At 39.3% G+C, this 26171-nt stretch carries 24 protein-coding genes; 14 read left to right on the forward strand and 10 right to left on the reverse strand.

Features of this window, described 5'->3' with window-relative positions; translation table 11 throughout:
* Window positions 1-20: 20 nt before the first annotated feature.
* On the reverse strand, window positions 21-485 hold the full coding sequence (locus tag NK987_RS01370; RefSeq protein WP_259262411.1) for a hypothetical protein: 465 nt from the start codon (window positions 483-485) through the stop codon (window positions 21-23).
* 205 nt (window positions 486-690) lie between these two features.
* Here NK987_RS01370 and NK987_RS01375 point away from each other — a divergent pair, with 205 nt between their 5' ends.
* On the forward strand, window positions 691-1323 hold the full coding sequence (locus NK987_RS01375) for a hypothetical protein (RefSeq protein ID WP_259262412.1): 633 nt from the start codon (window positions 691-693) through the stop codon (window positions 1321-1323).
* 36 nt (window positions 1324-1359) lie between these two features.
* Here NK987_RS01375 and NK987_RS01380 read toward each other — a convergent pair whose 3' ends face one another.
* The 4 genes from NK987_RS01380 to NK987_RS01395 all read right to left on the reverse strand — a co-directional run bounded on the left by NK987_RS01380 (window position 1360) and on the right by NK987_RS01395 (window position 4557).
* Window positions 1360-2172, reverse strand: a complete 813-nt coding sequence (locus tag NK987_RS01380; RefSeq protein ID WP_259262413.1) for an alpha/beta fold hydrolase — start codon at window positions 2170-2172, stop codon at window positions 1360-1362.
* Window positions 2169-3227, reverse strand: a complete 1059-nt coding sequence (locus NK987_RS01385; protein WP_259262414.1) for a flavin monoamine oxidase family protein — start codon at window positions 3225-3227, stop codon at window positions 2169-2171. Before NK987_RS01385 ends, NK987_RS01380 begins: the two co-directional genes overlap by 4 nt.
* 124 nt (window positions 3228-3351) lie before the next feature.
* Window positions 3352-3915 carry an SRPBCC domain-containing protein gene (locus NK987_RS01390; RefSeq protein ID WP_259262415.1) on the reverse strand — a complete coding sequence of 188 codons (564 nt, stop codon included), beginning with the start codon at window positions 3913-3915 and terminating at the stop codon, window positions 3352-3354.
* Window positions 3916-3978: 63 nt separating this feature from the next.
* On the reverse strand, window positions 3979-4557 hold the full coding sequence (locus NK987_RS01395) for a Crp/Fnr family transcriptional regulator (protein WP_259262416.1): 579 nt from the start codon (window positions 4555-4557) through the stop codon (window positions 3979-3981).
* A 133-nt stretch (window positions 4558-4690) separates the two neighbouring features.
* Here NK987_RS01395 and NK987_RS01400 point away from each other — a divergent pair, with 133 nt between their 5' ends.
* On the forward strand, window positions 4691-4834 hold the full coding sequence (locus tag NK987_RS01400; RefSeq protein WP_259262417.1) for a hypothetical protein: 144 nt from the start codon (window positions 4691-4693) through the stop codon (window positions 4832-4834).
* Between the two features lie 148 nt (window positions 4835-4982).
* Here NK987_RS01400 and NK987_RS01405 read toward each other — a convergent pair whose 3' ends face one another.
* Window positions 4983-5264 carry a DUF427 domain-containing protein gene (locus NK987_RS01405; RefSeq protein WP_259262418.1) on the reverse strand — a complete coding sequence of 94 codons (282 nt, stop codon included), beginning with the start codon at window positions 5262-5264 and terminating at the stop codon, window positions 4983-4985.
* 160 nt (window positions 5265-5424) lie between these two features.
* Here NK987_RS01405 and NK987_RS01410 point away from each other — a divergent pair, with 160 nt between their 5' ends.
* The 4 genes from NK987_RS01410 (at window position 5425) to NK987_RS01425 (ending at window position 13650) form a co-directional block, all read left to right on the forward strand.
* Complete coding sequence (locus NK987_RS01410; RefSeq protein WP_259262419.1) at window positions 5425-5994, forward strand: Crp/Fnr family transcriptional regulator; 570 nt, start codon at window positions 5425-5427, stop codon at window positions 5992-5994.
* A 75-nt stretch (window positions 5995-6069) separates the two neighbouring features.
* Window positions 6070-6753 (forward strand): hypothetical protein, encoded by a 684-nt coding sequence (locus NK987_RS01415; protein WP_259262420.1) that lies wholly within the window; start codon window positions 6070-6072, stop codon window positions 6751-6753.
* 1203 nt (window positions 6754-7956) lie between these two features.
* Complete coding sequence (locus tag NK987_RS01420; RefSeq protein ID WP_259262421.1) at window positions 7957-13209, forward strand: PAS domain S-box protein; 5253 nt, start codon at window positions 7957-7959, stop codon at window positions 13207-13209.
* Between the two features lie 12 nt (window positions 13210-13221).
* Entirely contained in the window at window positions 13222-13650 is a 429-nt protein-coding gene (locus NK987_RS01425) for a response regulator (protein WP_259262422.1), read from the forward strand.
* A 17-nt stretch (window positions 13651-13667) separates the two neighbouring features.
* Here NK987_RS01425 and NK987_RS01430 read toward each other — a convergent pair whose 3' ends face one another.
* On the reverse strand, window positions 13668-13826 hold the full coding sequence (locus NK987_RS01430; protein WP_259262423.1) for a hypothetical protein: 159 nt from the start codon (window positions 13824-13826) through the stop codon (window positions 13668-13670).
* A gap of 245 nt (window positions 13827-14071) precedes the next feature.
* On the opposite strand from NK987_RS01430, the gene NK987_RS01435 reads away from it, so the two are divergent.
* From NK987_RS01435 to NK987_RS01450, 4 genes are all read left to right on the forward strand, one after another.
* Window positions 14072-14668: a Crp/Fnr family transcriptional regulator gene (locus NK987_RS01435; RefSeq protein WP_259262424.1), complete on the forward strand. Its 597-nt coding sequence runs from the start codon at window positions 14072-14074 to the stop codon at window positions 14666-14668.
* Window positions 14669-14736: 68 nt separating this feature from the next.
* On the forward strand, window positions 14737-15933 hold the full coding sequence (locus NK987_RS01440; RefSeq protein ID WP_259262425.1) for an MFS transporter: 1197 nt from the start codon (window positions 14737-14739) through the stop codon (window positions 15931-15933).
* Between the two features lie 102 nt (window positions 15934-16035).
* On the forward strand, window positions 16036-16641 hold the full coding sequence (locus NK987_RS01445; RefSeq protein ID WP_259262426.1) for a Crp/Fnr family transcriptional regulator: 606 nt from the start codon (window positions 16036-16038) through the stop codon (window positions 16639-16641).
* A gap of 78 nt (window positions 16642-16719) precedes the next feature.
* On the forward strand, window positions 16720-17466 hold the full coding sequence (locus tag NK987_RS01450; RefSeq protein WP_259262427.1) for a DUF1080 domain-containing protein: 747 nt from the start codon (window positions 16720-16722) through the stop codon (window positions 17464-17466).
* A 101-nt stretch (window positions 17467-17567) separates the two neighbouring features.
* Here the strand turns inward: NK987_RS01450 and NK987_RS01455 are convergent, their stop codons facing one another.
* Window positions 17568-19127 (reverse strand): SulP family inorganic anion transporter, encoded by a 1560-nt coding sequence (locus tag NK987_RS01455; protein ID WP_259262428.1) that lies wholly within the window; start codon window positions 19125-19127, stop codon window positions 17568-17570.
* A gap of 548 nt (window positions 19128-19675) precedes the next feature.
* Here NK987_RS01455 and NK987_RS01460 point away from each other — a divergent pair.
* Entirely contained in the window at window positions 19676-20146 is a 471-nt protein-coding gene (locus NK987_RS01460) for a hypothetical protein (RefSeq protein WP_259262429.1), read from the forward strand.
* A 176-nt stretch (window positions 20147-20322) separates the two neighbouring features.
* Window positions 20323-20481 carry a hypothetical protein gene (locus NK987_RS01465; RefSeq protein ID WP_259262430.1) on the forward strand — a complete coding sequence of 53 codons (159 nt, stop codon included), beginning with the start codon at window positions 20323-20325 and terminating at the stop codon, window positions 20479-20481.
* A 363-nt stretch (window positions 20482-20844) separates the two neighbouring features.
* Here the strand turns inward: NK987_RS01465 and NK987_RS01470 are convergent, their stop codons facing one another.
* Window positions 20845-21960, reverse strand: a complete 1116-nt coding sequence (locus tag NK987_RS01470; RefSeq protein ID WP_259262431.1) for a hypothetical protein — start codon at window positions 21958-21960, stop codon at window positions 20845-20847.
* Window positions 21961-22139: 179 nt separating this feature from the next.
* Window positions 22140-23183, reverse strand: a complete 1044-nt coding sequence (locus NK987_RS01475) for a YbjQ family protein (protein ID WP_259262432.1) — start codon at window positions 23181-23183, stop codon at window positions 22140-22142.
* Window positions 23184-23771: 588 nt separating this feature from the next.
* On the opposite strand from NK987_RS01475, the gene NK987_RS01480 reads away from it, so the two are divergent.
* Together NK987_RS01480 and NK987_RS01485 are read left to right on the forward strand one after the other, a co-directional pair.
* On the forward strand, window positions 23772-24470 hold the full coding sequence (locus NK987_RS01480) for a response regulator transcription factor (protein ID WP_259262433.1): 699 nt from the start codon (window positions 23772-23774) through the stop codon (window positions 24468-24470).
* A 28-nt stretch (window positions 24471-24498) separates the two neighbouring features.
* Window positions 24499-25965, forward strand: coding sequence for a HAMP domain-containing sensor histidine kinase (locus NK987_RS01485; protein WP_259262434.1), 1467 nt, complete (start codon window positions 24499-24501; stop codon window positions 25963-25965).
* Window positions 25966-26171: the final 206 nt, after the last annotated feature.

Raw genomic sequence — 26171 nt, forward strand, 5'->3', positions numbered from 1 at the left:
CGGATGGATAAAAGATCAAATCAGGGTGTCAAAACCACATCTAGTTGCCTTCCTTCTTTGGCTGCCTTGGCATCCAACGTAGTACCAAATCCAACTCCGATCGCCATTCCAATCGGAAGACCTAAGCCCAGCAAGCCCAAATTGCCAATGGAAATCCCAAATGCAACACCGAGAGGAACTCCAAAAGTTGACATGCCCAGGACAAGCCACAGGTTACGGTAATGGTTCTTTACCACAAGCTTTGACTCCTTTTCAATCACCTTTAACACATTGCTTTGTGATTTGGTGAGGGCCTTGGCGAAGTCTTTTTCAGAAATAGAGATGGAATTGATGTTTTGGATTTCATCATTGATGGTTTCCACCTCCTTTTCAGAAAGTTTTCTTTTGCTTAATTCATCGATAAGGGCAGAAAAATAACCTATCTTCTTGTTGAGTTTTTCATTTGATATAAACTCTGGCCTTTCGTTAAGGGTGTTTAGGGACATGTGGTTTATGGTTAAATTAAAAAGAAGATGAATATATAAACAAAGGCTAAATTATCACACCTAGTTTCATTCAAATTGAAAAGAGACTCAAAGCAGGGACAGTTTCAGATTCAAAGGTTTTTTAAAAATGCTTAGAACAACTTTTTCATTTTATGGTTTCTTACAAATAAGCTTTGGTTAAATTTAAATCCAAATCAAAAATAGAATGACAAAGAATCTTGCTGCCGGATTATTATTGTTGCTTTTTATGGGGATTGTGCCTGTTTCCTGTATAGACCAATGCAACGGTCCCTGTGGATGCAATCCAGTATTTGAAACAGAAGATTTCGCCATCACCACTTTTTCAATAGAAACGCTGTTCCGTGCTGATAAGAATTTTGCCTTTGATCCAAACCGGTACTATTTCCATCAGACTTTATACAAGGCATTTTGGGTCTCAGGACTGAAGCCTGTCAGCGAAATCAAAAGCCAAGAAAAGGTTTCTTTCTTTTTGAATACAGCCTATGCCTGCAGCCCACCTGAATCTTACTCCATTGAAACGCTGAGGTCAATCAGGATCATCAATAAAAAAAATCTTATTGTCAATGAAAACGAAACCTTGGAGGAAGGCGCTGTGATCAATGAAAAATTCGTCCTTACCCAGAATTTTCAGCAGGAATATAACCTGAACGATTTCATCAGCAACAGACACAGATTCCTCAAGAATGAGCGGCTTTACCTCAAATTTGTCGGCGTACCTTCCGGGAACATCGAACTTACTTTTGATTTGGAAATTGAATTGGACAATGGTGTCGTCTACAGGTTTGACAATGAAACCATGAAAGTCAATGGCGGCTAAGATTCTCAATTTTAGCCATTGAACCTTCTGAGGTGACTATCCCAAGAAAGCTACAATCCTGTCCACTACTTTTTGATCACGCAAAATCCTGAAGTGGCCGGTTCCCTCAAGGACTTCCAAAGTCGAAGCTTTCCAGTTTAGATGTACTGCCTTGGATTGGGAAAGAGGTACAATCCTGTCATTTTTATCCTGAAGGATCAACCCTTTTGCTACGTTAATCTTTTTGACAAACAAAGAAACATTCAACTCACTCACTTCCATCCCGGTTTCTTTCTTTAACCTTTGTATCAGTTTTCTTTTTACATTTTCAGAAATCCCCATCTGTTTTGCAACATGGTCAATCCTCTCAGAAAACTTATCAGGGGCAGTAAGCAAGACATATCTTTCGATCCGGATGTCGGGATTGGTACTCAGTGAATATGTAGTGGCTACCCCTCCAAAGGAATGGCTGACCAACTTGGTCACCTCAAACTTTCTGATCATCTCTCCCACCAATTTGGTGAATTCCATCAGACTTGTCGGACCTTTGGAACTGTTGCCATGTGAGGGACCGTCAAAGGCAAAGACGGTGTAATCTGCACGCAACAGACCCTCTATGATTTCAGCAAAATTCCCGGACTGACCTTCCCATCCATGGATCAAAAGGACTTTTTTGGAGCCACTTCCCCATTTGTATGTTTGGATCAAAAATCCGTTGAAATGGATTTGTTCTTTTTCTGCCCTTTCCAGAATTTCGATTTCATGTGCGCGTAGCCTCTTGATCTGTGGGTTGGTAAGTGCCTGATATGCCCGTCCTACGACCATGTTTGGCAATAAGACCGAGGCGATCTGCAACAAAAGTTTTTTCATAAGATTTGGCTGAATAAATTTTCTGAGACCACATGGGCTGCCTTTACCGCACCGTCCATATAACCACCATAGGTTTTGGCAGTCTCAGCTCCACACAAAAAGAGCTTGCCTTCCATAAAAGAGCCATTGAAAATCGGATGGCCGTTGTTCTGATGAGGAAGCAAAAACCCATCTTGGGGAGACTTGACGTATTTGTCATCCCAGATTTTATCGGTGTAGCTGAGGAATTCTGCCGCTTCGTGCCCGTAGTATTGTACAAGTTGTTGGATGACCCTCTTCTTTCTCTCCTCGAGACTAAAATGAGATGCGCTGCCGTTCAGGAATCCTTTGAGTGCAAACTTTGACTCCTCAAAATCAGTGTGGTCATATATTTCAGTTGCCAGTCCTGATTGGCTGTAAACATTCCCTGAAAATCCTTTTTCTCTCCAAAATGGGGAAGCATATTCCACAGCAAATTTTACCGAACCACTCATCCAAGTCTGAACGTTTTGAAGGATTTCGGAAGCTTCTTTGGGCAGCTCAGGATGTACCTTGATGCCGTAGGCAAAAATCCTAGGAGGCATCGCGACCACAAGATGATGACAAAGGTATTCCTTTCCATTTTGGTCCATCAGTATGAGTTGATCATTGTCTTCGCTTATTTCAAGAATGTGCATGTTGAGGATGATGTTTTCCTCTCTTACATATTTTGCCAAAGCGGAGATCAGAGACGAAGTACCACCCTGAACCCTGTAGGAAGAAGACTCTGAAGCCGGGATATAATATTGATGGGGAGGCTCAAAGGACATGGTCTCAAACAAGGCGATGCCCTCTTCTTTTTGCTTGAAAAAGCCGATTTCCAACTCCTGAAGTAGCTTCAAAAGATGTACATGGACATCACCAAACCAAGTCGCCCCCATTTCCATGGGAGTACCCGCTTTTCCGAATACAGTTTGAATCCTTCCCCCAATCCTATCTTGTGCTTCCAATACTTTACAAAAAATCCCCCGTTTCCGAAGGTTATATGCAACAGTAAGCCCACTCAGTCCAGCTCCGATAACGATGATTTCACGCATTTTCTGATGTTTTCCTAAAGGTAATCCAATCCATAAAGAACAAACATAGAAACTCAACTTTGTATCTGAAAATCCCGGCATCCTTCAAGCAATCAAACTTTATTCGAATTCATACCCTTTTTGTTTAATCTACCATTTCAGCCCTCATTTTCAGTTCTCGTAGCCAAACATCATGGAGATTGTGGAGCTTTTTACCCTGAAAAGTCTTCTCAAAAAATGTCAGCCAACCGTTTTGCGCCTCTTCTGTGATGACTTTGCACCCTTCAGCTGTAGGTACGATCAGCCAAACATGGTATCCCTGAATACTTTTGATCTTGGATTCCCAAGCCAGCAGCCTGTTAGGTTCAAATTCTTTGATGGTGGTGTTTGGGAATTTCAATCCCATCGTTTCCCAGTTGAATTGGGAATCAGCTTGGAGAACTTTGTCCGACGGATTGACAAACGAGACATTTTTGGCGCCTTCGTACCAAGATTCCCATGTCAAGGCATCAATCAGGATATTCCATACCACTTCGGGCGGGGCTGAAATCTCGATTTCATTGTGAACAAAAAACTTACTTTTTCCAGGTTCAAATTCGGTCGGCCACGAAATCAGAGGGGTTCGGTTTTTTAGATCTTCTTTTTGCCCAAAGGCTTCGATGCCTAAAGCGAATGCAAAAAGAGAAGTCAGGATAAGGTATTTATTCATTTGTCTGTCATTTATTACAGCGCAAACTTACTTCCTATCTTAGCTCGAAACGATAACAAATGTTTAGACTTTTTGGCTGTCTGCTTTTTTCAACCTGCTGAGATGAACCGGGGTGATGCCCAAATAAGAAGCGATCATATGCTGCGGAACTCGGTTGTGAATACCGGGAAAAACCTCTGAAATGCTGTCATACCTTTCTTTGGAAGTTCGCGAATACATATTTCTCACCCTTGTATCTTGGTAGACAAAATAAAATTCAGCAATCAACCTGCCCATCTTTTGGCCTTCTTTAAGGTTCTCATAACCCCAATAAACTGCCTCTCGGGGCAATACCACAACTGTGGTTTCTTCCAATGCCTGCAAGGTGTAGATAGAATCTTGGTTGGTCAAAAAGCTGGTGTAATCGGCAATGAACTGGTTTTCCATCGCAAAGTGGACGGTATGTTCTGTTCCTGCATGGTCGGTGACTACTACCCTGACAATCCCTTTTACGATAAAAAAGATCTCATTGGGAACAGTTCCGGGGGCTGATAGGATCTCCTGTCTTTTGAATGTTTTGGAAAAAGTTTTTCCTAGAAACACCTCCAATTCCTGTTCCGAAATGTCAATCATTTGCCGCATTGCCTGCCTTAGATTTTCCATTGACTGCATGATTTTGCCCAAGATGATAAAGGAACAAAAATTTCTTAAATTAGTTTTTAGCGTTTAATCCGGATTTTGAATTTGGGGTTGGGAGAACAATCGTGTCGTCTAAAAGCTGACAGCGAGAACCAAAATGGTGAGACCGGTCACCAAAAAGGCGAGAAGTGTCACCTCTGATGAGACAACTGTCAGCAAAAAGGCGACTCGGGTAGAAAATGAAGTGGATGGGGTACTTCAGAAGTACCCCCCTCCACTAGGAATTACCTCTGAAGAATAAATTATTTTTACCTCCCGGTTCTCGGGAATGGCATTTCAGCAGCTTGGGAAGATTACTGGATTTTTTATTCCACTGACTTCAGTCTTAGAAAATAAATGCGTGGAATTAGATGTTGATAGCTATCGCCACCACCTAGTGGGGAATACTATTAATGTTTTATCTCCACACCTTTCCAAAAAGCGACATAGCCTTTGATTTCTTTGGCAGCTGACTTCGGTTCGGGATAAAACCACGCAGCATCTTTGTTTGCCTCGTCGTCAACTTCAATGGTGTAATAAGAAGCTATCCCTTTCCAAGGACAGGTTGAATGGGTTATGGAGGATTTGAAAAATTCCTTCTTGATGCTGTCAGCAGGAAAATAATGATTTCCCTCAATTTGAATTGTTTTATCGCTTTCAGCTAAAATTTGGTTTTTCCAGAAGGCCTTCATGATCGTATTTTTATGATTAGTAATTTATTGATTTAAAAGTTTTTGTAATGTTTGATTATAAGACCCATTTGAACATAAAAGTTCAGCCAATCCATCTGTCAATCATGTAAACAAAGGATAAGGTTGCTGTTATTTTTAACAAAATGAATTAATTTGGATCATGCATGAAGTTTTAAAATCCTATTTTCATAACCTCACCAAAATCGAGGAGGAAAAACTCGAATCGCTATCTCCTTATTTCAAAGAAAAAAAAGTAAAAAAGAACGAATTTTTACTCAAGGAAGGTGAAGTCTGCAAATTCAATTATTTTGTTATATCAGGTTGCTTGAGGTTGTTTTCTGTAAACAATGAAGGGTTAGAAAATACAAGGTACATAGCATTTGAAGGTAAATTTGGAACCTCTTTTACAAGCTTAATTACCGGACAGCCTTCTATAGAGTATATCCAAGCCCTGGAAAAATCCACCCTACTTTATATCAGTAAAGAGGATTTTTATTTCTTGGTGGAAAATGAACCTTCTGTAAATAAAATCTACAGGAATATTTTGGAATCTGCTTACATCACGACCCAGAGGAGAATTTATGATTTTCAAGGGACTGATAGCCTGGAAAGGTTGAGATCGCTGATTTATCATCAGCCCAAAATTTTAAGCAGGATCTCTCATAAAATAATCGCCAGTTATTTAGGTATCACACATTATACACTTAGCCGGTTAAAAGCCCAGCTCTAGTATCAAAACGTTGATATAGAGCAACTATTACTGTTTTTTGATTTCTGAAATTTGCATAAACTAAATGAAAAACTTATGCAGGTTTCAAACCTAAAATCAAAAAGATACTTATTACCACTTCTGACAATATTGTTTTTTATTGGAGTTTTTCAATCAGCTTTGGCACAGGAATTTGTCCCAAAAGTCCCCACGCCTGTTGAATTTATGGCGGGTAATAACAGGATGTTTTTTCAGATGGTGGTCAAGAAAAAGTTTACTCCTGAGAGTAGATTCGGATTTTTGAGTGTATCCTCTATAGCTGCAAGCTATGATAATAATATGGAAGATCTGGATTTTGCTAGCCCGGTATTGATCAACTATAATATCTATAAAGGATTTGGTTTGGTCGGCGGAACTTCGATCAACAATGCGGTGGGTTTTGCCCCGCTGCTTGGTGCGCAACATTCATTTACCAATAAGGAATGGGTAGCCGTGACTATAGTTTCGGCATTTCTTCATTCCAAAAGAAATGTAGAATTTTTTGGAATCTATGAGTATAAACCCACCCTTACTCCCAAAACCAATTTATACACTAGGATCCAAATGTTGTACATCCACAGTACGCGTGACAACCTGCATGCAAGGAGTTTTCTTCAACTCCGAGCCGGATTAAAAAAGAATGCTTTCAATTTTGGCTTGGGAGGAAATCTTGACCAATATGGTCCTGAAAAAACATTCAAACCAAATTACGGAGTTTTTGTGGGTTGGGCTTTTCAATAATTCTATTTAGGTATCAGGCGGAATTTCCTGATACCCTTTGCTATTGTAGCATTTCCCATTTCTTTGATCAAATGGACAACCGATACTGATATTGAATTCAAAAGTTAAACCCAATTTAGGAAAAAATTGGGGGACAAGAAACGGGAAGATTCCGGTTTATCGCTGAGGAAATGTAAATCAGGAATATCCATTTACTTCAAAAAAAACAAGGTTAAGCTAAAGATTCCATCCTTTTTGACAAAGGAATTAGATTCGACCCTGGCTGGATTTACCGGAATTTGACAAAAACATTCACCAGCTTCCTGTCCTATGGAGGTGTTTTAGATTGTTCACCACAATGAAGTGGTGGAAAAGAAGCAATTAATAATTTTTAAACTTGGTTGTTTATTTTAAAAAGAAAATTCCGATTAATGGATAAGAAAACAAAACCGTTAACCTGCCAACCGCTGCTTGATTATTTCGGGAAACTGATTCTTTTGTAGAGTGTGGAGTATGGAATCAAATTGGATTTTTTATCCTTCCGGTGCAGGCATAAGTTGAACTTCTCAGAATGAGAATTTCAAATCCCAATAGGGGGAGTAATTGATATCATATAAATCAATTGTCTCATATGCCAAGCTGTAAAGTACTTCAATACCCTTTGCAGTCCAATGATTCTTTTGATTTAGAAATAATGAAAGTAGGAAGCTAATACTTGGCTTTATTTTTTTGCTTAACGAAATACTCTCAGCTTATCATATATGTTTGAAATACGGTGGTACTAACCCTAGAATCCTGTCCTCAAATTCTTACCGATTCAGAATGTTTTTATGGTTTGGATTATCCTAAATAATAGTTTGCAGTGGCAGTTGGATTTACAGTTAAAAAAAACTAAGTTTAATTAATATCTGCCAAGAAATGATAGTGAGAGTAGAAAAATTCGAACTGAAAGGGTCAATAAATTGATCATCAAAACCAAACATATATAACCACAACATAATTGATTAAAGGTCAAATAATGCTTATAATACATTGGTTAATTCCACCGGATTGTCTGTTTTTTTGGCTAGAAGTTTAACAGCAACTATTGGATTCGAGTATCTCCCTGCGATAACCCAAGCCAAGGAAAGCCCAAACTCGACAGTTCGTTTATATCTATTTCCTTCACAACGAATTTTTAATACAATCTTATATTTTCCGATTTGCCCAAAACCTCCAAAATATATGGTAATTGATGCTATGACCAATAACCTTTTCAGCCTTAATCCTATCCCATCATGGATCTTTGACTTTGAGACTCAAGAAATCTTAGAGGTAAACATTGCTGCCATCCACCATTATGGATATTCAAGAAAAGAATTTCTTTCGATGACCTTAAAGGATATCCATCCCAAAAAGGAAATCTTGGAAATTAACGCGGGCCGGGATCAACCTGAGGGGAATATTAATTTTGGGGTTTTCACCCACCAAAAGAAATCAGGTGAGCTGATCCGGATGGAAATCAATGCGAACAAAGTTGACTACTTTGATCGACCATGTATGTTAGCGGTGTGCCTTGATGTAACAGAAAAGGAAAATCAGGTTTTAGAACTGAAAAGAACGGAAGAAAAATTAAAGTCTATATCGTCAATGGCTAAGATTGGCTATTGGAGGTTGGAAATAGATGGCAAAACCTTAACCTGGACAGATGAGGTTTATAATATTTGGAGCAGGGACAAGAACAGCTTTGAAGTCAACTTTGAAAATTTCAGGAGCAGCATTCATCCTGACGACCTTCAAGGATTAATGAAGGAACAAGATGATGCATTCTCAGGAGAAAAAGAACTCGATTATATACACAGGATCATTCTTCCCGATAAAAGTATCAAGTGGGTACACGAATTGGGTAGATTGATAAAGGATGAAAATGGGAAGCCGATTGCCTTTGAAGGAACTGTACAGGATATTACAAGGCAAAAAGCTGAAGAACAGCGGCTGAAGTTGCTTGAAAGTGTGATCACCCATACCAATGATGCTGTTCTGATCACAGAAGCTGAACTATTTGACGAACCTGGTCCAAGGATAATCTATGTCAACGAGGCTTTTACAAAAATGACAGGTTACACTTCCGAAGAAGTAATCGGTAAATCTCCCCGAATCCTTCAAGGTCCAAATTCAGATAGAGAAGAATTGGCAGTGCTCAGCAAGTCCATCCGAAACTGGCAACCCTATGAAATCACCACCATCAACTACAAAAAAAACGGAGAAGAATTTTGGATCAATTTTTCTGTAATCCCGGTAGCCAATGAAAAAGGCTGGTATACACACTGGATTGCTATAGAAAGGGATGTGACGGAGCAAAAAAACAAAGAATTAGAAAAAGACCTCATCAATACTATAAGTGATATTTTCCATCAAAGCATTGATAATGATTTAACAAAATGCCTTTCAAATCTTTGCGAACACATTATCAAAATTGGTGATTTTGATCTTTCTGAAATATGGCTACCTGCTATTGATGGTAAAAGCATCAATCGCGTAGCTCATCATGCGAAGGGAATAACAGGAAGTACCTTTTATCAGGCAACGAAGCAAATTACCTCTTGCGCTCTGGGGGAAGGGTTACCGGGCAATGTTTGGCAAAACAAAACAATCGAAATTTGGGGAAATGTTGAGGGAGAATGGCTTATAAAAAGAAAATTAGCTGCTAAAAAGGCAGGCTTTGAAGCCATGATGGGAGTGCCTTTAAAAAATAAAGATGAGGTAATAGGTGTTCTTTTATTGGGAACTGTTAAACCAAAATCAGCGCTGACTCCATATATCGACTTATTGAGAAAATTAGAGTCAGCGATTGGAAGTGAACTAAGCAAAAAGAAAGTTGAAATCGAATTGGCTCAAATTTTTGACTTTACACCCGATTTAATCTGCATGGCAGGTTTCGATGGCTATATAAAACGAATCAACCCAGCAGGCCTAGCTTTGTTAGGTTATACCCTGGAAGAAATATGCTCTAGGCCCATCATCTCATTTTTACACGAGCAAGATAGATTGTTGACAAGTGACGCTCAATTGAAACTTTATAATGGTGAAAATATAAGAAACTTTGAAAATCGTTATGTCACAAAACAAGGTAAAGTAATTTGGTTGAGTTGGACTTCAACCTCCTCTCCGGAACAAGGTGTTGTATATGCAGTTGCCAAAAACATTACTGAAGAGAAGAACCTAAGAGAATTAAACCGTCAAGTTGGCAAACTCGCTAAAATAGGAAGTTGGGAGTTTGATGCAGTAAATAACACCATCTTTTGGTCAGATGAAGTTCATCAAATCTATGGGACAGACCCCAAGTCCTTTGTGCCAAATGTGGAAGCGGCTTTTAATTTTTACAGAGAGGATTATCGCCATCTAGCACGATCAAGTTTTGAAAAATGTATTCTAACCCAACAGCCATATACGATTGAGGCGGTTATCGTCACTTCCGGCAATAAAGAACTTTGGGTACGCACCACTGCGAAAGCAGAATTTATGGATGGGGTATGCACACGCGTTTATGGCAGTTTTCAGGATATACATGATTTTAAAATGTCAGGAATAGCCATGGCTGAAAGTGAAGCAAGGTTCAGAACCATCTTTGAGATTGCTACTTTGGGTATTGCACAGGTTGATCCTTCAAACGGCCAAATAATTTTAGTCAATTCCTATTATGAATCCATTACAGGTTATTCTAAATCTGAACTTTTAAACATGAAATTTCCGGACCTTACCCATCCGGAGGACAAAGAAAAAGATTGGAAAATTTTCAGCAAAGCTGCCCTAGGGGAAGGAGAATATAGAAATGAAAAGCGTTATGTGAAAAAAGACGGATCCGTTGTTTGGGTTCGCTTACACGTTGCATTTATAAGGGACAATATGGGTAAGCCTGTAAGGACAGTGGCCATTTGTGAAGATATCACGGATAGAAAAGCTGCGGAATTACGCCATCAGTCTTTGGCTGATAACTTACCTGGGGTGGTTTTTCAATATTTATTGTTTCCTGATGGCACAGATGCTTTAAGAAACGTGAGCAAAGGATCCAAAAAGATCTGGGAATATAGTCCTGAAGAAGTGATGGACGATGTTCATTTGGTTTGGAATCAAACCAAAGCCGGCGGTGATTTCAATCAGGTGAGACAAAGTATTTTGGATTCTGTAAAAAACAGGTCCAAATGGACAGCACGCTACAGAACAGTATCTCCAAGCGGTGAAAGGCGGACACTTCAAGGATTAGGCTCTCCTGATTTTTTACCTGATGGGACAGTGCTTTTTAATTCCATGGTGATGGATATTACCAGGGAAGTCGAAAATGAGGAGTTGTTGAGACAAGCTACAAGTATGGCAAAAATTGGAAGTTGGGAAATAGATTTGCACAGAGGTAAAATATTCTGGTCAGATATGGTCCACGAGCTCCATGAAACAGATCCTAATTCCTATGAACTTGATTGGGAAACTGCCATTCATTTTTACAGGGAAGATTTCCATGAAGTTGTCACTGAGAAAGTGTCAAAATGTATAGAGAAAGGTGAATCATTTGATTTTGAGGCAGTAATTGTGACTGCTACTAGGAAAGAACGATGGGTTCGCGTCATAGGAATTGGGGAATTTATAGAAGGTAAATGTCAACGTATTTTTGGGAGTTTTCAGGATATAGATTTACCAAAATCATTAGAGCTTCAAATTCTCGAGATATTAGAAAGTATTTCCGATCCATTTTATGCCGTAGATGAACATTGGAACCTTACCTATTTTAATACTGAAGCTGAAAATCTACTCAAAAGAAAAAGCGGGGGTAAATTCAATAAAGAAAATTTTTGGGAAGTTTTCCCTCAAGGGGAAGAAACAGGTTTAAAAACCAAATTGGAAAGTGTTGCAAAGTCCAAAGCAGCAAAAACATTTGAATACAATTACCCTGTTGATGGCAAATGGTATGAAATCACCGCATATCCTTCTAAAGGAGGTGTTTCTGCCTTTTTTAAAAATATAGATGATCGGATTAAAGCTGAAGAAGGATTAAAGAAGGCTTTTCAGGAAAAAAACAACATCATAGAAAGTATTGCAGATGCCTTCTTTACCATGGACAGCGGTTGCATTGTCTCCTATTGGAATCATGCTGCCGAGAAACTTCTTGGTGTAAAAAGAGAAGAAATTATCGGAAGGAATCTTTGGGATCTCTTCCCTGATGCAGTGACTCATCCTTCCTACATTAATTACCATAGGGTTCTGGAAACAGGAGAAGCTGTTCACTTTGAGGACAATTTTGGCAAGTGGCTAGAAGTGGATGCATATCCTTCGGAAGAGGGGATCACGGTTTTTTTTAGAGACATTTCCCTTAGAAAAGAAGCAGATTTTCGTCTTTTGGAAGCGAATGAACGGTTTGAAAAAGTGACTGAAGCCACCAATGACGCAATTTGGGATTTTGATGCTGTAAACAATACGTTGTTTTGGGGGAAGGGATTTTTTACGTTGTTTGGATACAATCCTGATGAAATAAATCCAACATTTGAATTGTTGATGTCATGTATTCACATAGAGGACCGGGAAAGGATCATCAACAAAGTAAATCGCTTTATGTCGGATCCTGAACTCAAGGATTGGTATGAGGAATACCGTTTCTTAAAAAATGACCATACCATAGCTTTTGTGATTGACCGCGCTACTTTTATTAGAAATAGCGAAGGAAAAGTGATCAGGGTAATTGGTGCCATGAATGACATCACTGAAAGGAAGAATTCCGAACTTCAATTACTGTCCCTTAATGAATCTCTTCAAAAGTACGCCAAAGAACTCGAGCGCTCAAACGAAGAGCTGGAACAATTTGCCTTTGTCACCTCTCACGATCTTCAAGAGCCCCTCAGGATGATTTCGAGCTTTATGGATCTCCTCAAAAGGAAATATGGTTCACAATTGGATGAAAAAGCAATCCAATACATCCATTTTGCAATAGATGGTGCAAAACGAATGAAGCAGATAATATTGGAATTATTGGAGTATTCAAGGGCAAGCGTGTCTTCCGAAGGCAAAGAACTGGTTGACCTAAATGAAATCCTCGATGAATATAAAAAATTAAGAAGAACAGTCATTTCAGAAAAGTCAGTATCCATTTCTTACCAACCTCTTCCCTCCCTTACAACGTACAGCGCAGGGATTACCCAAGTATTGCATGCATTATTGGACAATGCTATCAAATATTCGAAAGAAGACGTTCCTCCGCAAATTGATATCCATTCAATCGAAAAAGAAAAGGAATGGGAATTTTCCATCAGAGACAATGGAATTGGTATTGATCCAAATTTTATTGATAAAATATTCGGTATCTTTCAGAGACTGCACAACCATGACGAGTATGAAGGTACCGGAATCGGCTTATCAATTGCAAAAAAGCATGTGGAGTTTTTGGGTGGCAGAATATGGGTAGAATCTGTTCCCGGAGTTGGAAGCACGTTTTATTTTACTGTTGCAAAATAAATTGAAGAAAAAATGAAATTAAAACCTGCACATATACTTTTGGTGGAAGACAATGAAGGTGACATCCTACTCACTTTAGAAGCCTTTGAAGAAAGTAAATTGGTTTCTGAGATCAGTGTGGCAAGGAATGGGCAGGAAGCACTTGATTTTCTATTCAGAAAAGGATCATTCACTCAATCACCAAAGCCAGACCTTATCCTGTTGGATATCAACTTGCCAATATATAACGGTCATGAAGTATTGCGGCAAATCAAAATGGATTCAAGTCTCAAAAAAATACCGGTAATTATGCTAACCACCTCTTCCAATCCTAAGGATGTAAACATAGCTTACAGCAATCATTGCAACAGCTATTTGAAAAAGCCTCTGGAGATAGAGGAATTTTTTAATGTAATCAAAAAAATTGAGCAGTTTTGGCTACAACTGGCAATAAGACCTTAATTAATTAAAGTTGTTATTCACGACTTTGTCGAAAGCACAAAGTATACTACAGGCTGCACGGGATTTAAATCTTGGTTGTCCAATTCCACTGCTTCTCCTTCTCTTTTTTCATCCCCACTTTCCAACAAAGAACCGCTTCCAAATAGGATAAAAACAAGGCAATGGTTAATTGCCACCTTCTTTAGCCAAATAAATGAATAATTCTGAATGATAAATGGAGAATGACATTAAGCAGAAGTATGCATTTGGATTTAATTGCCACCTGCTTTAGCCGGTGGATCAAAAAAAGTAATCAGACTCATAGGATTTAGCCAAAGAGAAAACAATAAATTAAACTCCATCTTCAAACCCAAAAAAGGGTTGAAATCATAGCAAAAAAATTAAATGATATTTTCCCTTCAGAGGTTTAACTTTGAATACTATGCCGACTAAAAGCAATCACTTTTCGACAGTCTATTCCCCGCTCTTTTATTATTTTGATACTTTTCATAGGGTTTCCGGAGAAGCCAAGGAAGCATTAGCAGCCATTTGTAGCCTTTCCCAGATCCCCAAAAACAAAGACCTCCAATCCATCGGCCACACCTGTCGCACCATTTATTTTGTCAAAAAAGGAATAGCCAGGATCTACTACTACAAAGACGGAACAGACATCACCGAATCTTTTGCCTTCGAAAACTCCCTGATTGCAAGGGTGGAAAGTCTTTTTACAGGAAAGCCGAGCAAGAAAGGCATTCAGGTTTTGGAAGACTCCGAATTTATCGGAATCAGTTCTCCCTTACTTTTTGATCTCTATGACCAATTTCCTGACATAGAACGTCTTTTCCGCAAAATCTTTGAATCTGCTTATGTCGAAACTGTCAACAGGATTGAGAGTCTACAGTTTCATAGCGCGGAAGAAAGGTATCTTGCACTGACCCAAGAATCACCTGATTTTTTGAAAAGAATACCCCTGAAGTACATTGCTTCATACCTAGGCATCACTCAGGTCAGCCTCAGCCGGATCCGCGCCCAGCGTTGATTTTTTAACATTTGTAAAAGGAATCGACCCGAGCCTCCACGAATTTTGTGTATTCAAATGGAGGGATAGTGCAAAAAATAGAACTGGGTCTCAGAGAAAACTGGAAGCAATTTACACTTTTGGTCATCATCAATGCCTTTGTAGGCGGGATGGTGGGCCTGGAGCGGAGCATCCTGCCACAGATTGCCGAGCAGGAATTTCACATTGCAGCCAAAACTGCCATACTCTCTTTTATCATTGTTTTTGGGATTGTAAAAGCCATCACCAATTACTTTGCCGGAGTTTTTGCCAATAAAGTAGGGAGAAAAAACCTGCTTACCATAGGTTGGCTGTTTGCAGTTCCGGTACCCTTTATCCTGATGTTTGCCCCTAGTTGGGATTGGATAGTCGCTGCAAACATCCTGCTTGGGATCAATCAGGGTTTGGCTTGGAGCAGTACTGTGGTCATGAAAATCGATCTTGTTGGGGAAAAACAGCGGGGTTTTGCCATGGGCTTGAATGAATTTGCCGGATACCTTGCTGTGGCTTTGGTTGCGTTTTTGACAGGATATATCGCGGCAGAATACGGTTTAAGGCCTTATCCCTTTTACCTTGGAATTGGACTTTCTCTATTGGGTTTGGCGGGCTCCATTTTCCTTGTCAAAGACACACGGAAGCATGTGGAAGCCGAGAATACTTTTTCTGATGTTCCAAAATTGAAAAATCCTTTTTGGGATACTACCTGGAAACATCCAAACCTGGGAGCTGTCACGCAGGCCGGTTTGATCAATAACCTCAATGATGGAATGGCTTGGGGGATTTTCCCAATATTACTTGCAGCCAAAGGATTCAATCTGGAACAAGTCGGTGTCGTCACTGCTGTCTATCCTGCTGTTTGGGGATTTGGACAACTCTTTACCGGGAGGATGGCCGATATCTACAACAAAAAGAACCTGCTCTTTACCGGAATGCTGCTACAGGGCATCGCATTGGGCTTATTCCTTTTTGCTGAAAGCATGACGCATTACGTGTTTTTGTCAGCCATATTGGGTTGGGGAACAGCCATTGTCTATCCGACATTTCTCGCCACCGTTGCCGAAAATACCCATCCACAGGACAGGGCAAAAAGTATCGGGATATTTCGCTTGTGGAGGGATTTGGGTTATGCCATCGGGGCAATCATCACAGGCCTGATCGCAGATTCATTCGGTATTGATATTTCGATTTTGGCCATCGGAGGGCTGACGATTCTTTCGGCAGTGGTGATCGCGGTAAAGATGGAGTAGGTTTTTTTTATTTCAATGACCGAGTAGCTTTGTAATTCAAAAAAGCCCCCATATTGGTCATAACTTTTTACCTTTGAACGGCTAATTAGCAATTCTTTGTTTATGGAAATCGATTCAAATCCAGCTGCTTGCCAACCGCTCCTCGATTATTTCGGGAAACTGATTCCTTTGAAGCAAGAGGAGAAAGAATTGGTTGAAGCAAAATTCCATCCCCACACTTTTGCAAAAAAGCAGTTTGCCTTACAGGAGGGTAAAGTATGTGACCATTTTGATTTTGTGGTAAAAGGATGTCTCAGGCTTTTTAAAGTGGATGAAAAAGGAGATTACCACGTTTTTCAGTTTGCTACAGAGAATTATTGGATTCTTGATCTCACAAGTTTCCATAAAAGAATCCCATCCACTTTGAATATTGAAGCTTTGGAAGATACCCTGGTACTTCGAATCACACACCGGGATTTGCTTGATCTGTATATTCAGGCCCCAAAATTTGACAGGATTTTTCGGGTATTGTTGGAAAACCATTTTATGCAGCAGCAAGAGCGCATCGGACAGCTGTTCAGTTCTACTGCTGAGGAACGGTACCTGAGTTTTTTGGAACAATATCCCCATCTTTTTAACAGGATTCCCAATACACAGATAGCCTCTTATCTCGGGATTACCCCTGAATTTTTGAGCAAAATCCGGAAGAACCTCCAAGCCAAGGGCTGATTTCTTAACCTAGATTAAGGGTAGATACCGTGGATTATGTTGACTTTTGTAAGGTTATCATCATCAAGAAAGAATATCATGTCATTAAAAAAATCCCCATTCATACTTCTGTTGGCATTTATCACATTGGGTGTCAATGCGCAAAACCTGAAACTCAAAAACCAGGAGTTTGAACTTCACAATGTCACCGGCGAGGTGGTGAAATTTCAAGGAAAAAAAGTCTTAAAAATCGAACGGGATTTAAATGCCCTCCCTTTTGATTCGACACGCGTAGAGGCCACGGTGGATGAACCACATTATGCTCGGCTTGTAGGATTGGATGACTTCGAAAACGGAACCATTGAAGTCAAGATGTACAGCCAATTACAAAACCCTGCCACGTACTCAGGCATCGCCGGATTTATCGGTCTTTATTTCAGGATTCAGGAAGATGATTCTGCCTTTGAGAGTATTTATGTAAGGCCAAAAGTCGGAAGGTCCGATAACCAACTGCGAAGAAACCACACCGTACAGTACTTCTCTTATCCCGACTTTAAATTTGATACCTTACGGAAGACTGCCCCATTCAGGTATGAAGGTTCTGCCCCTGTAGCTCTCGAGGAATGGATTACCATGAGAATAGAAGTCAATGGTGAATCTGCCGAAATGTATATCAATGACATGAAGTATTCCTCCTTTATCGTAGACAAAATGCTGGGCAAAACCAAAAAGGGATTTGTAGGACTGTATGTGGATATCGGTACGATCGGTTATTTCAGAGATTTGAAAGTTACCAAAAGGGCACTTCAGGTAAAGAAACCTGGAGAAAAGGAAACTGCTATCTGACAGAAAGTATGTGTTGAACTTCTCAGAATTGGGATTTCAAATCCCAAAAAATAAAAGGGTGGAATTTGTAATTCCACCCTGCGGAGGGTTGCATATCAACATCAGGACCTCACTTTTTCTCTTTTGTCAAATACTATCTTAAAGCTTGGGTCATCATCGGTGTAATTGACGTTGATGATCGTCTCTGCCTTTTCGAGCAATACCCTACTGCTACTGCTCAGATGACGGATGTAAACAGTTTTCCCTAATTTTTCATAACGTTCGGTTACTTTGTGGATGGCATCTATGCCCGAATGGTCCACAATCCTGCTTTCCTGAAAATCAATAATAATTTCCTCAGGATCGTTGATCGGGTCAAACTTTTGCCCAAAAGCCATTGCAGAAGCAAAGAAAAGCGGACCAAACATCTCGTAATGTTTGACTCCATTTTCATCCACATATTTCCTTGCTCTGATCCTTTTGGCATTTTGCCAAGAGAAGACCAAAGCGGAAATGATGACTCCAATCAACACAGCCAAAGCCAGGTTATGCAAAAAGACAGTTACCAATGTAACGATAACCATCACCAACACATCATGGGCAGGGACTTTCCGGAATACTTTCAATGAAGCCCATTCAAATGTTCCTATTGCCACCATAAACATCAGCCCAACCAAGGCCGCCATTGGTACCATTTCGATATAAGCAGACAGGAAAAGAATAAATACCAAAAGACCGACAGAAGCTACTATTCCCGAAATCCGGCTTCTTCCGCCTGCATTGACATTGATCAATGACTGACCGATCATCGCACAGCCACCCATTCCACCAAAAAATCCAGTCGTTATGTTAGCCACACCTTGAGCTACACATTCCTTATTCCCATGACCTCTCGTCTCTGTGATTTCATCTATCAAGGTCAAAGTCAGCAGACTTTCTATCAGCCCAACTCCAGCCATAATCGCAGAATAAGGCAGGATGATCATCAATGTTTCCCAATTCAAAGGAACCAAAGGCAAATGAAACTCCGGCAATCCTCCACTGATGGATGCCAAATCACCAACTGTTCTGGTATCAATGCCTCCGAAAATAACAATCAAGGAAACGGTCAATATTGCCACTAAAGCCGAGGGTACAGCTGTAGTCAACTTTGGGAGGAACTTAATAATGATCATGGTCAGTAGGACAAAGCCTATCATGATATACAATGGATTTCCGCTCATCCATTCAGAAACTCCCTCGGCATTCACAGTTTTGAACTGAGCAAATTGTGCCATGGCAATCACAATGGCCAATCCGTTGACAAATCCAAACATCACCGGATGCGGCACCAAGCGGATCAATTTCCCCAATTTCAAAACACCTACTAATATCTGGATCAATCCCATCAGGACAACTGCTGCAAAGAGGTATTCAACTCCATGAGAAACAACCAAAGCGACTACTACTACAGCTATGGCACCTGTTGCACCGGAAATCATTCCGGGACGGCCACCCATAATAGAGGTAATCAGTCCAATAATAAATGCGGTATATAATCCAATCAAAGGACTGACTCCCGCAATCAATGAAAAAGCTACTGCTTCAGGCACCAAAGCCAAGGCCACAGTCAAGCCGGACAATACTTCGTCTTTCAGATTTACCTGTGTCGGTTTGAACAGGCGATAAAACATCTGCGTCATAATTCTTAAACTTTAATAAATGGAAAATAGGCAATGGGTCTTCCGCTCATCTGAGGGAAGGAGATGATGTCAAAAAATTAAAAAATCAGGGTGGAGTAATGGTCATCTGTTATTGCCTAATATATATGAAGCTACAAAAGTAGTGATTTTTGGGGTGAAAACAGAATTTTATTCTAAATCAGGGCATACCTTGCTTTGATTTTGAAATAAAATACCATTCGGAATCGATTGAAAAGCATCTGTTTCTCCATAAAAAATTTGTTAAGAAATGGTGGGTGTGTTTCTCAAAAACAACAAATAAAAATAAAAAACCGACTCTTTGGCACTTTTAACAAAAACCAGATGAGGATTGAACTTCTCAGAATTGGGATTATAAATCCCAAAAAGATAACCATAAAACCCTCCCTCCTACGGTATTTTACGACATTGAACTAATGTTCACAAATATTTTTACCTAAACCCTTGTTTATTTTTTCCTTTATAACTACATTTTGTTCTAAGTACTAGGTGCTTACAGTTATATTCTTTCATTTTAAACAATCCAATCAATGGAAAATCGAATCTCCATCGAGATCCCACCGGCGGATCTTCAGGCCATCAAGGCCGCCCTGCAGCAAATTCAGGGCCTATTGGCACCCCATGTCATCGCCCTCACACCCGAGCAGCGCAAAACCATCCCAAAAATGAGTGACGGCACAGAGCCTTTTGTCGACAAGGTCATGGACTATGCCGTCAACAATTCGGAATTTCTACCGGCATATGTCAGTCTGGAGGAACTTCAAAAAGACTGGAATGCTACTTCGGGACTGATGCCATTGTTGAGGATGGTTGATCAGATCCAAGACACTATGAGCGATACTGCCATGCTAGCAGGATCGGAAGCCTATAAAGGGGCCTTGAGTTATTACAATTCGGTGAAGCAAGCCGCAAAAATGAATGCTCCCGATGCCAAAGCCATCTATGAAGACCTGAGAAAGAGGTTTGAGAAGCAGGGCAGAAAGCCATCTTCCAACGAATAAAGAAAAAAGATTAACCCTTGATTTGAACTTAGACTTTACCGGACCTGCAAGGGTCCGGTTTTTTTATTTCCAAACTTTAAGAAAAAGACCTGTAAGGTTTCCAAAACCTGACAGGTCTATCCAAAAATATCATCTTACCCACTTCCGAGAACCAACGTGTCACCTAAAAGCTGACAGTGAGAACCAAAAAGGCGACACAGCTTAGCAAAAAGGTGAGACGGGTCACCTCTGAGGCGACTGCTGTCAGCAAAAAGGCGAGACGAGTCACCAAAATGGCGAGACGGGTTACCAAAAAGCTGACAGCGAGGAGCAAAAAGGTGAGACGGGTTACCTAAAAGGCGAGACGGGTTACCTCCGAGGCGACCGCTGTCAGCAAAAAGGCGACCCGTGTCAGTAAAAAGGTGACATGGGTAGGTAAAAAGGTGACTCGGGTAGGTAATGAAGTGGAGGGGGGTACTTCCGAAGTACCCCCCTCCACTTGGGAAGTACCCCCTTTAGGCAAAATACTCCTACCTCTCGGTTCTTGGGAATGGCACTTCAGAGGCTTGGGGAGAATACAGGATTTTTTTTCAGGGTGAATCAGCCAAAGGTTGAACTTCTCAAAATCGGGATTTCAAATCCCAAAAAATAAAAGGTCGGAATTATAAATACCACTTAGTCCAAAAACAATTGTATATACTACACCCAAAAAGGGAACATTAATCATTATTTTTAACATTTAAGATAATTTCAAATTTGGAAACAAAAGCCTCTAAGTCCTTTTCAGAATTAATTATTGTATTCAGACATCGAGGACATTTTAAATTTTCCTCAAAAAAGAAATACTCTAAATCTGTTCCAATTGGCGTGAATTCATGACTGCATGTGGAACACTGCATTTTATTTTTTTCAAATACACTTAAGATCATTTCAAAAGCTTGGATATCTGATTCATCTTTACAGAAACCCCTTAATAAAACCATACTAAACAATCTCCTCAATGCTTTTGATTTTCTTAAGGTTACATGTTCTTGGTTGGTCAAATATTTAAAATAAAGTTCATCAATTATAGATGCTGAATATAAGAGCATATAGAATGTATTTGTATAAAATAAATGAAGATAGTGGTCAATATTGGAAACTGAGTCAAAAATATAATTTAGGTCTTTTGCCTCTGTTTTATAATACCTTTGCTTAGTAACAATATGAATTGATTTATTTGTTACTTCTTGAATTGCTCCTTTAAATGATTTCTCATATCTAATATCATAAACCAAAGATGGGAAAATTAGAAGGCTATATTTCATCTTCTTTTTGCAATCACGTATCAACTCTAAATGGTCTATATTGTTTTTAGTTCGATCATTTGAAGGGTCATACTTATTGATATCTCCTTCAATATAAAAATTTTCGATAAACCCCTCAGGATCAACAAAAAGACGTTCCAAAATTGTCAACTCATCAGTAAATGGTTTCCTTAATAAAGAAAAAGCTACTGTAGTTTTACATTTTTTTGCTGATGAAATTGCCTCATATACAAAATGACTAAAATCAGAGATTATTGCTGAACAAATTTTTTTTGTTAACGCATCATTTAATTCGCTTCTAAGATTATTATCTAGAAGAAATCTAATTAGGTCGTCTTCTGATTTAAAACCTTCTATATCTATTGATTTAATATTACCACCAAAAAAAATATTATGCGAGGTGAAATCCTCATAGATCCCATATCTATAAATGTCTACTATTTGATCAAATAAAATTGCGCATATGTTGTTAATGTTATGAAACTCTTTGGGAAGAATTGTTTCATCATATTTTTGGATAAATAGCATAATTTTAGATGATAAATTTGTGATCTTCAAATTACCTCGAAACTACAATTGTGTCCTGCATATATTTAATAATTCTTTTATAAAGAATTTTGTTTTCAACTATGAGGATACGCTCTTTGCAATGTTTGAGATATTTTTCGTTGTGACAATTCCTTAAACCTAGGTGATCTGAGTATTAGTTAATTAAGAAGCATTGCTAATCCTTGTATTTTTAATTCAAAGTCCTTCAAGATATTTATTTCATTTTTTGTCAAACCTTGAATATTCTTTCCACAATTGGTACAGAATTCTGCATCAATATCATTGCTGTGGTTATTTTCACATATGAATTTCTCTTTAGAAACCAGTATGCCTTTCACAACTTCAATTTTTCCGGTTTTAGGAATTCTCTTAAGATATTCAACGATCGAATTCATATATTTTAAATCCTCAACTGAATAATATCTCTTATGAGCAACTAAAGAAGATATTCCTTGATGAATATTATCTGATTTAATTACTGTAAGTGTTAATTCAGGATTAAAAGATTCGGACTCTTTCAACAGTGTAATAATAATTAAATTGTTTACTTGGATCTTTTCATAAAGCATCTTGGAGACAATTTCAAAATCAAGTTGTTTTAGAAATAATGGAAAGAATTTCCTCAATCTCCTTTGTATATCTGTAGTTGGATTTGGAAAATCCTTAAAGGCAAACAAATAATCATCTAATAACTCTGGAAGAATTTCTTCAATTGTGTTTTCTAATAGAAATTCCCAATCCTCATCTTGTAAAGGAATTTTACTCTTTATTTTTGTTATAATTTTTAATCTTGAAATAACATTTTCAAGCTCTTCAGGTGTAACAGATGTTTTTTTTCCTTCATCACTTTGATTTGGTTTATCAAGAGATTTTAACCTTACAGCCATTCCTGAAACCGAAATCATGAACATTGATTTTCCTCCACCTGATACTTCATCAAAATCAATATTCACCCCAATTATCCCATTAGCATTTAAATTCTTCGCTTTTTGCCTCAATTTATCTAAAGCAACTTTATAAATTCTTTCAAGTTTGTTTTGATAGATTTCTGACGAACCTCCGAAAAAATCAGAAAATGATGCGCCGATATCTGAAAACACATTTGTTCCTAAGACTACATTAGTGGAAATCAAATCGTAATATTTTTCAATTTCCATTCCGTCTATAAAATTTGTTGTTGAAATTATTATTCGCTGATTCATAAAAATTGATTTTAAATAATATAGTTAATAATTAGAAGTTTTTAACCCTTACGAAATCTTAATCTCCTCCTCCGTCAAACCATAAAGCTGATAAACCAATTGGTCGATTTGGTTTCCTAGGCAGGTAGTGAGTGGCAAAGGATTTCTAGGGACTTTCATCTACAATTATGTTTTCTTTTTCAGGGGATTAAGATAAGTTTTTAAGGTGGAAAGGCATTATAGTCTTAGGACAATTCTGAATTAAAAAGTTAAAATTCTGAATTCTTTGCGACCATTGCTGTCAATGGCTTAAGAATGAGAAGATTTCTCTCTGCGTTCGAAATGACAAGGGAAAGTTTTTCCTCTTTTCATCCTTGTTTTTGATGCTCCCGTCCTTGTGTTCTGCCTCCTCCGGGGTAAAAGAATAGAATCCCTTTGCCCCCCTTTGCGAAACCTTCGCGTGCATTGCGGTTAAAAATCAACATCCTCCCAGAACCATGTGGTTTAGGATCAATCCTTCTTCCAAGGCCATTATATGGAACAGATTTTTTCGTGATACTTTCGTGAACATTTCAGTTTACTTTTATTGGAATTTATAACTAGTCAATTATGAAAAAGGTATTGGTAGTCGAAGATGATCCAAATATCAGCCAACTGATTCAGATCCACCTCAAGGATTTGGGTTATCAGATTCAGGTAGCCAACAATGGCCGTTTAGGCTATGAATCTGCTTCCTCGGGGCAGTTTGACCTGATGATATTGGATATCATGCTTCCCGAAATGGACGGGTTGAGCATTTGCCAAAAGCTCAGGGCCTTGGACAATTTCACCCCCATCCTGATGATTACAGCCAAATCTGAAGAAATTGACAAAGTGATAGGCTTGGAATCGGGTGCGGATGATTACATCACCAAACCATTCAAAATCAGGGAATTTATCGCCCGGGTCAAAGCCATAATGAGAAGGCAAGACCAATTTGTCCTGCTGAGCAATAAAAATGAAGATGCCGTCAGGTTTGAAAACCTGGAAATAGATGAAAAAAGAAGGAAGGTCCTTTTGAACCAAAAAAGGATTGACCTTACCCCAAAGGAGTTTGACCTGATCATGCTTTTGGCCAAAAGTCCGGGAAGAAGTTACAGCAGGTCGGAATTGTTGGAGCTGATTTGGGGATATGACTTCAGCGGCTATGAACACACCGTCAACGCCCACATCAACCGGCTGAGGTCCAAGATCGAAGTCGATGCCAACAACCCAAGGTTTATCCTGACCACTTGGGGGATAGGTTACCGCTTCAATGACGAATGGTAAACACTTGCCGAGACTAAAACATGATTTTATGAAAAGTTTTTATTGGAGAATTTCTGTAGTGATTACACTCGTCATGATGGTGGTCGGCTTTGCCTACATCATCATTACCACGATCGCTTCCAAAAATTATTTTCTCGAAACCACCCAAAAGCTCAACGCTTCCATCGCGGATTACCTGATCAAAGAAGCGCCTCCCTTCAAAAACGGCGAGGTAAATGAAGAAGCATTGGGAGTCATCATGCATTCCATGATGGCCGTCAATCCGAGTATTGAGGTTTACCTTTTGGATCCGGAAGGCGAGATCCTCTCATTTGTAGTTTTGGATTCCAAGGTCAAGCTCAAAAGAGTCGATATCGAACCTGTCCGGGAATTTATCCAAACCAAAGGCTCAGAATTCATCCTTGGCGATGATCCGAGGTCCAATGGATATCAGACCATTTTCTCTGCAACAGAAGTGACCGAAAACGGAAAATTATTGGGCTATGTCTACATCACCTTGGCCAGTGAAAAGTTTGAGGAGGCCGCCGCGGGACTGTTGGGCAGTTATTGGCTGAAGCTGACCCTGAAGTCATTTATAGTGACCATGGTAGTAGCCTTATTGATCGCCTTGCTTTTGACTATCCTGCTTACAAAAAACCTGAGAGAAATAGTTGCCACAGTCCGGAAGTTTAAAGACGGAGATTTGGAAGCAAGAATTCCTGAGAAAATGACCAATTCAGAATTATCGGTATTGGCCTCTACTTTCAACCAAATGGCCGACAATATCCTCCACCATATGGATGAATTGAAAAAAGTGGACAGCCTGAGAAGGGAATTGATCGCCAATGTGTCCCATGACCTCCGCAATCCTTTGGCAGTAATCAACGGATACGTTGAAACCATGATGATCAAAGGCGATCAGATCACAGAAGCTGAAAGAGATCAATACCTGAAAATAATCTCTGATTCCTCAGACCGGCTTACCAAATTGGTCGCGGATTTATTTGAGTTGTCAAAGCTGGAATCCGGTCAGATGCAGTTAAAACTGGAGCCCTTTAGGATTCAGGAATTGCTTTTTGATGCCTGTCTGAAATTTGAACTTTTGGCCAAAGCGAAAAAAATAGACCTTGTTGCAGACATTTCGCCCTCACTCCCTGTGGTGGAAGCTGATCTTTATTTATTGGACAGGGTGATCCAAAACCTGATTGACAATGCCGTCAAATATGCTCCCGAAAACGGAAAGATTACCCTCAAAGCTTTTTATTGTCAGACTACCTACAAAGTCTGTGTGAGTATCAAAAATACAGGATCGGGAATACCACAAAAGGATTTGGATTCACTTTTTGAAAGGTATTACATGGTCGATAGGGACAAAAAAGGGATTGAAGGATCAGGCTTGGGATTGGCCATTGTGAAAAAAATATTGGAGGTCCATGATTCCACCATTCAGGTCTTTTCTGATTCTTCCACCTTTACGGAATTTGTTTTTGAGCTTGATCCGATGCAGTCTAATTAATAGGGAAGAAATCTCCTTGACCATCCACCTTCATGGCCAAATATTCTATGAATCTTCATTAATAAAGTAATGATGGAAGAAGCTAAAGGATGGTCATCAATAGTAACTGCTTTGGATGTTGAACTGATTGATTGCTTCGAATATTTATCCGTACAGCGGTTCAAATTAAATTCTTTACCATGATTCCATGGGATCATTGTCCTTTT

This window comes from Aquiflexum gelatinilyticum, assembly GCF_024813435.1.
GTDB classification, from domain to species: Bacteria; Bacteroidota; Bacteroidia; order Cytophagales; family Cyclobacteriaceae; genus Cognataquiflexum; species Cognataquiflexum gelatinilyticum.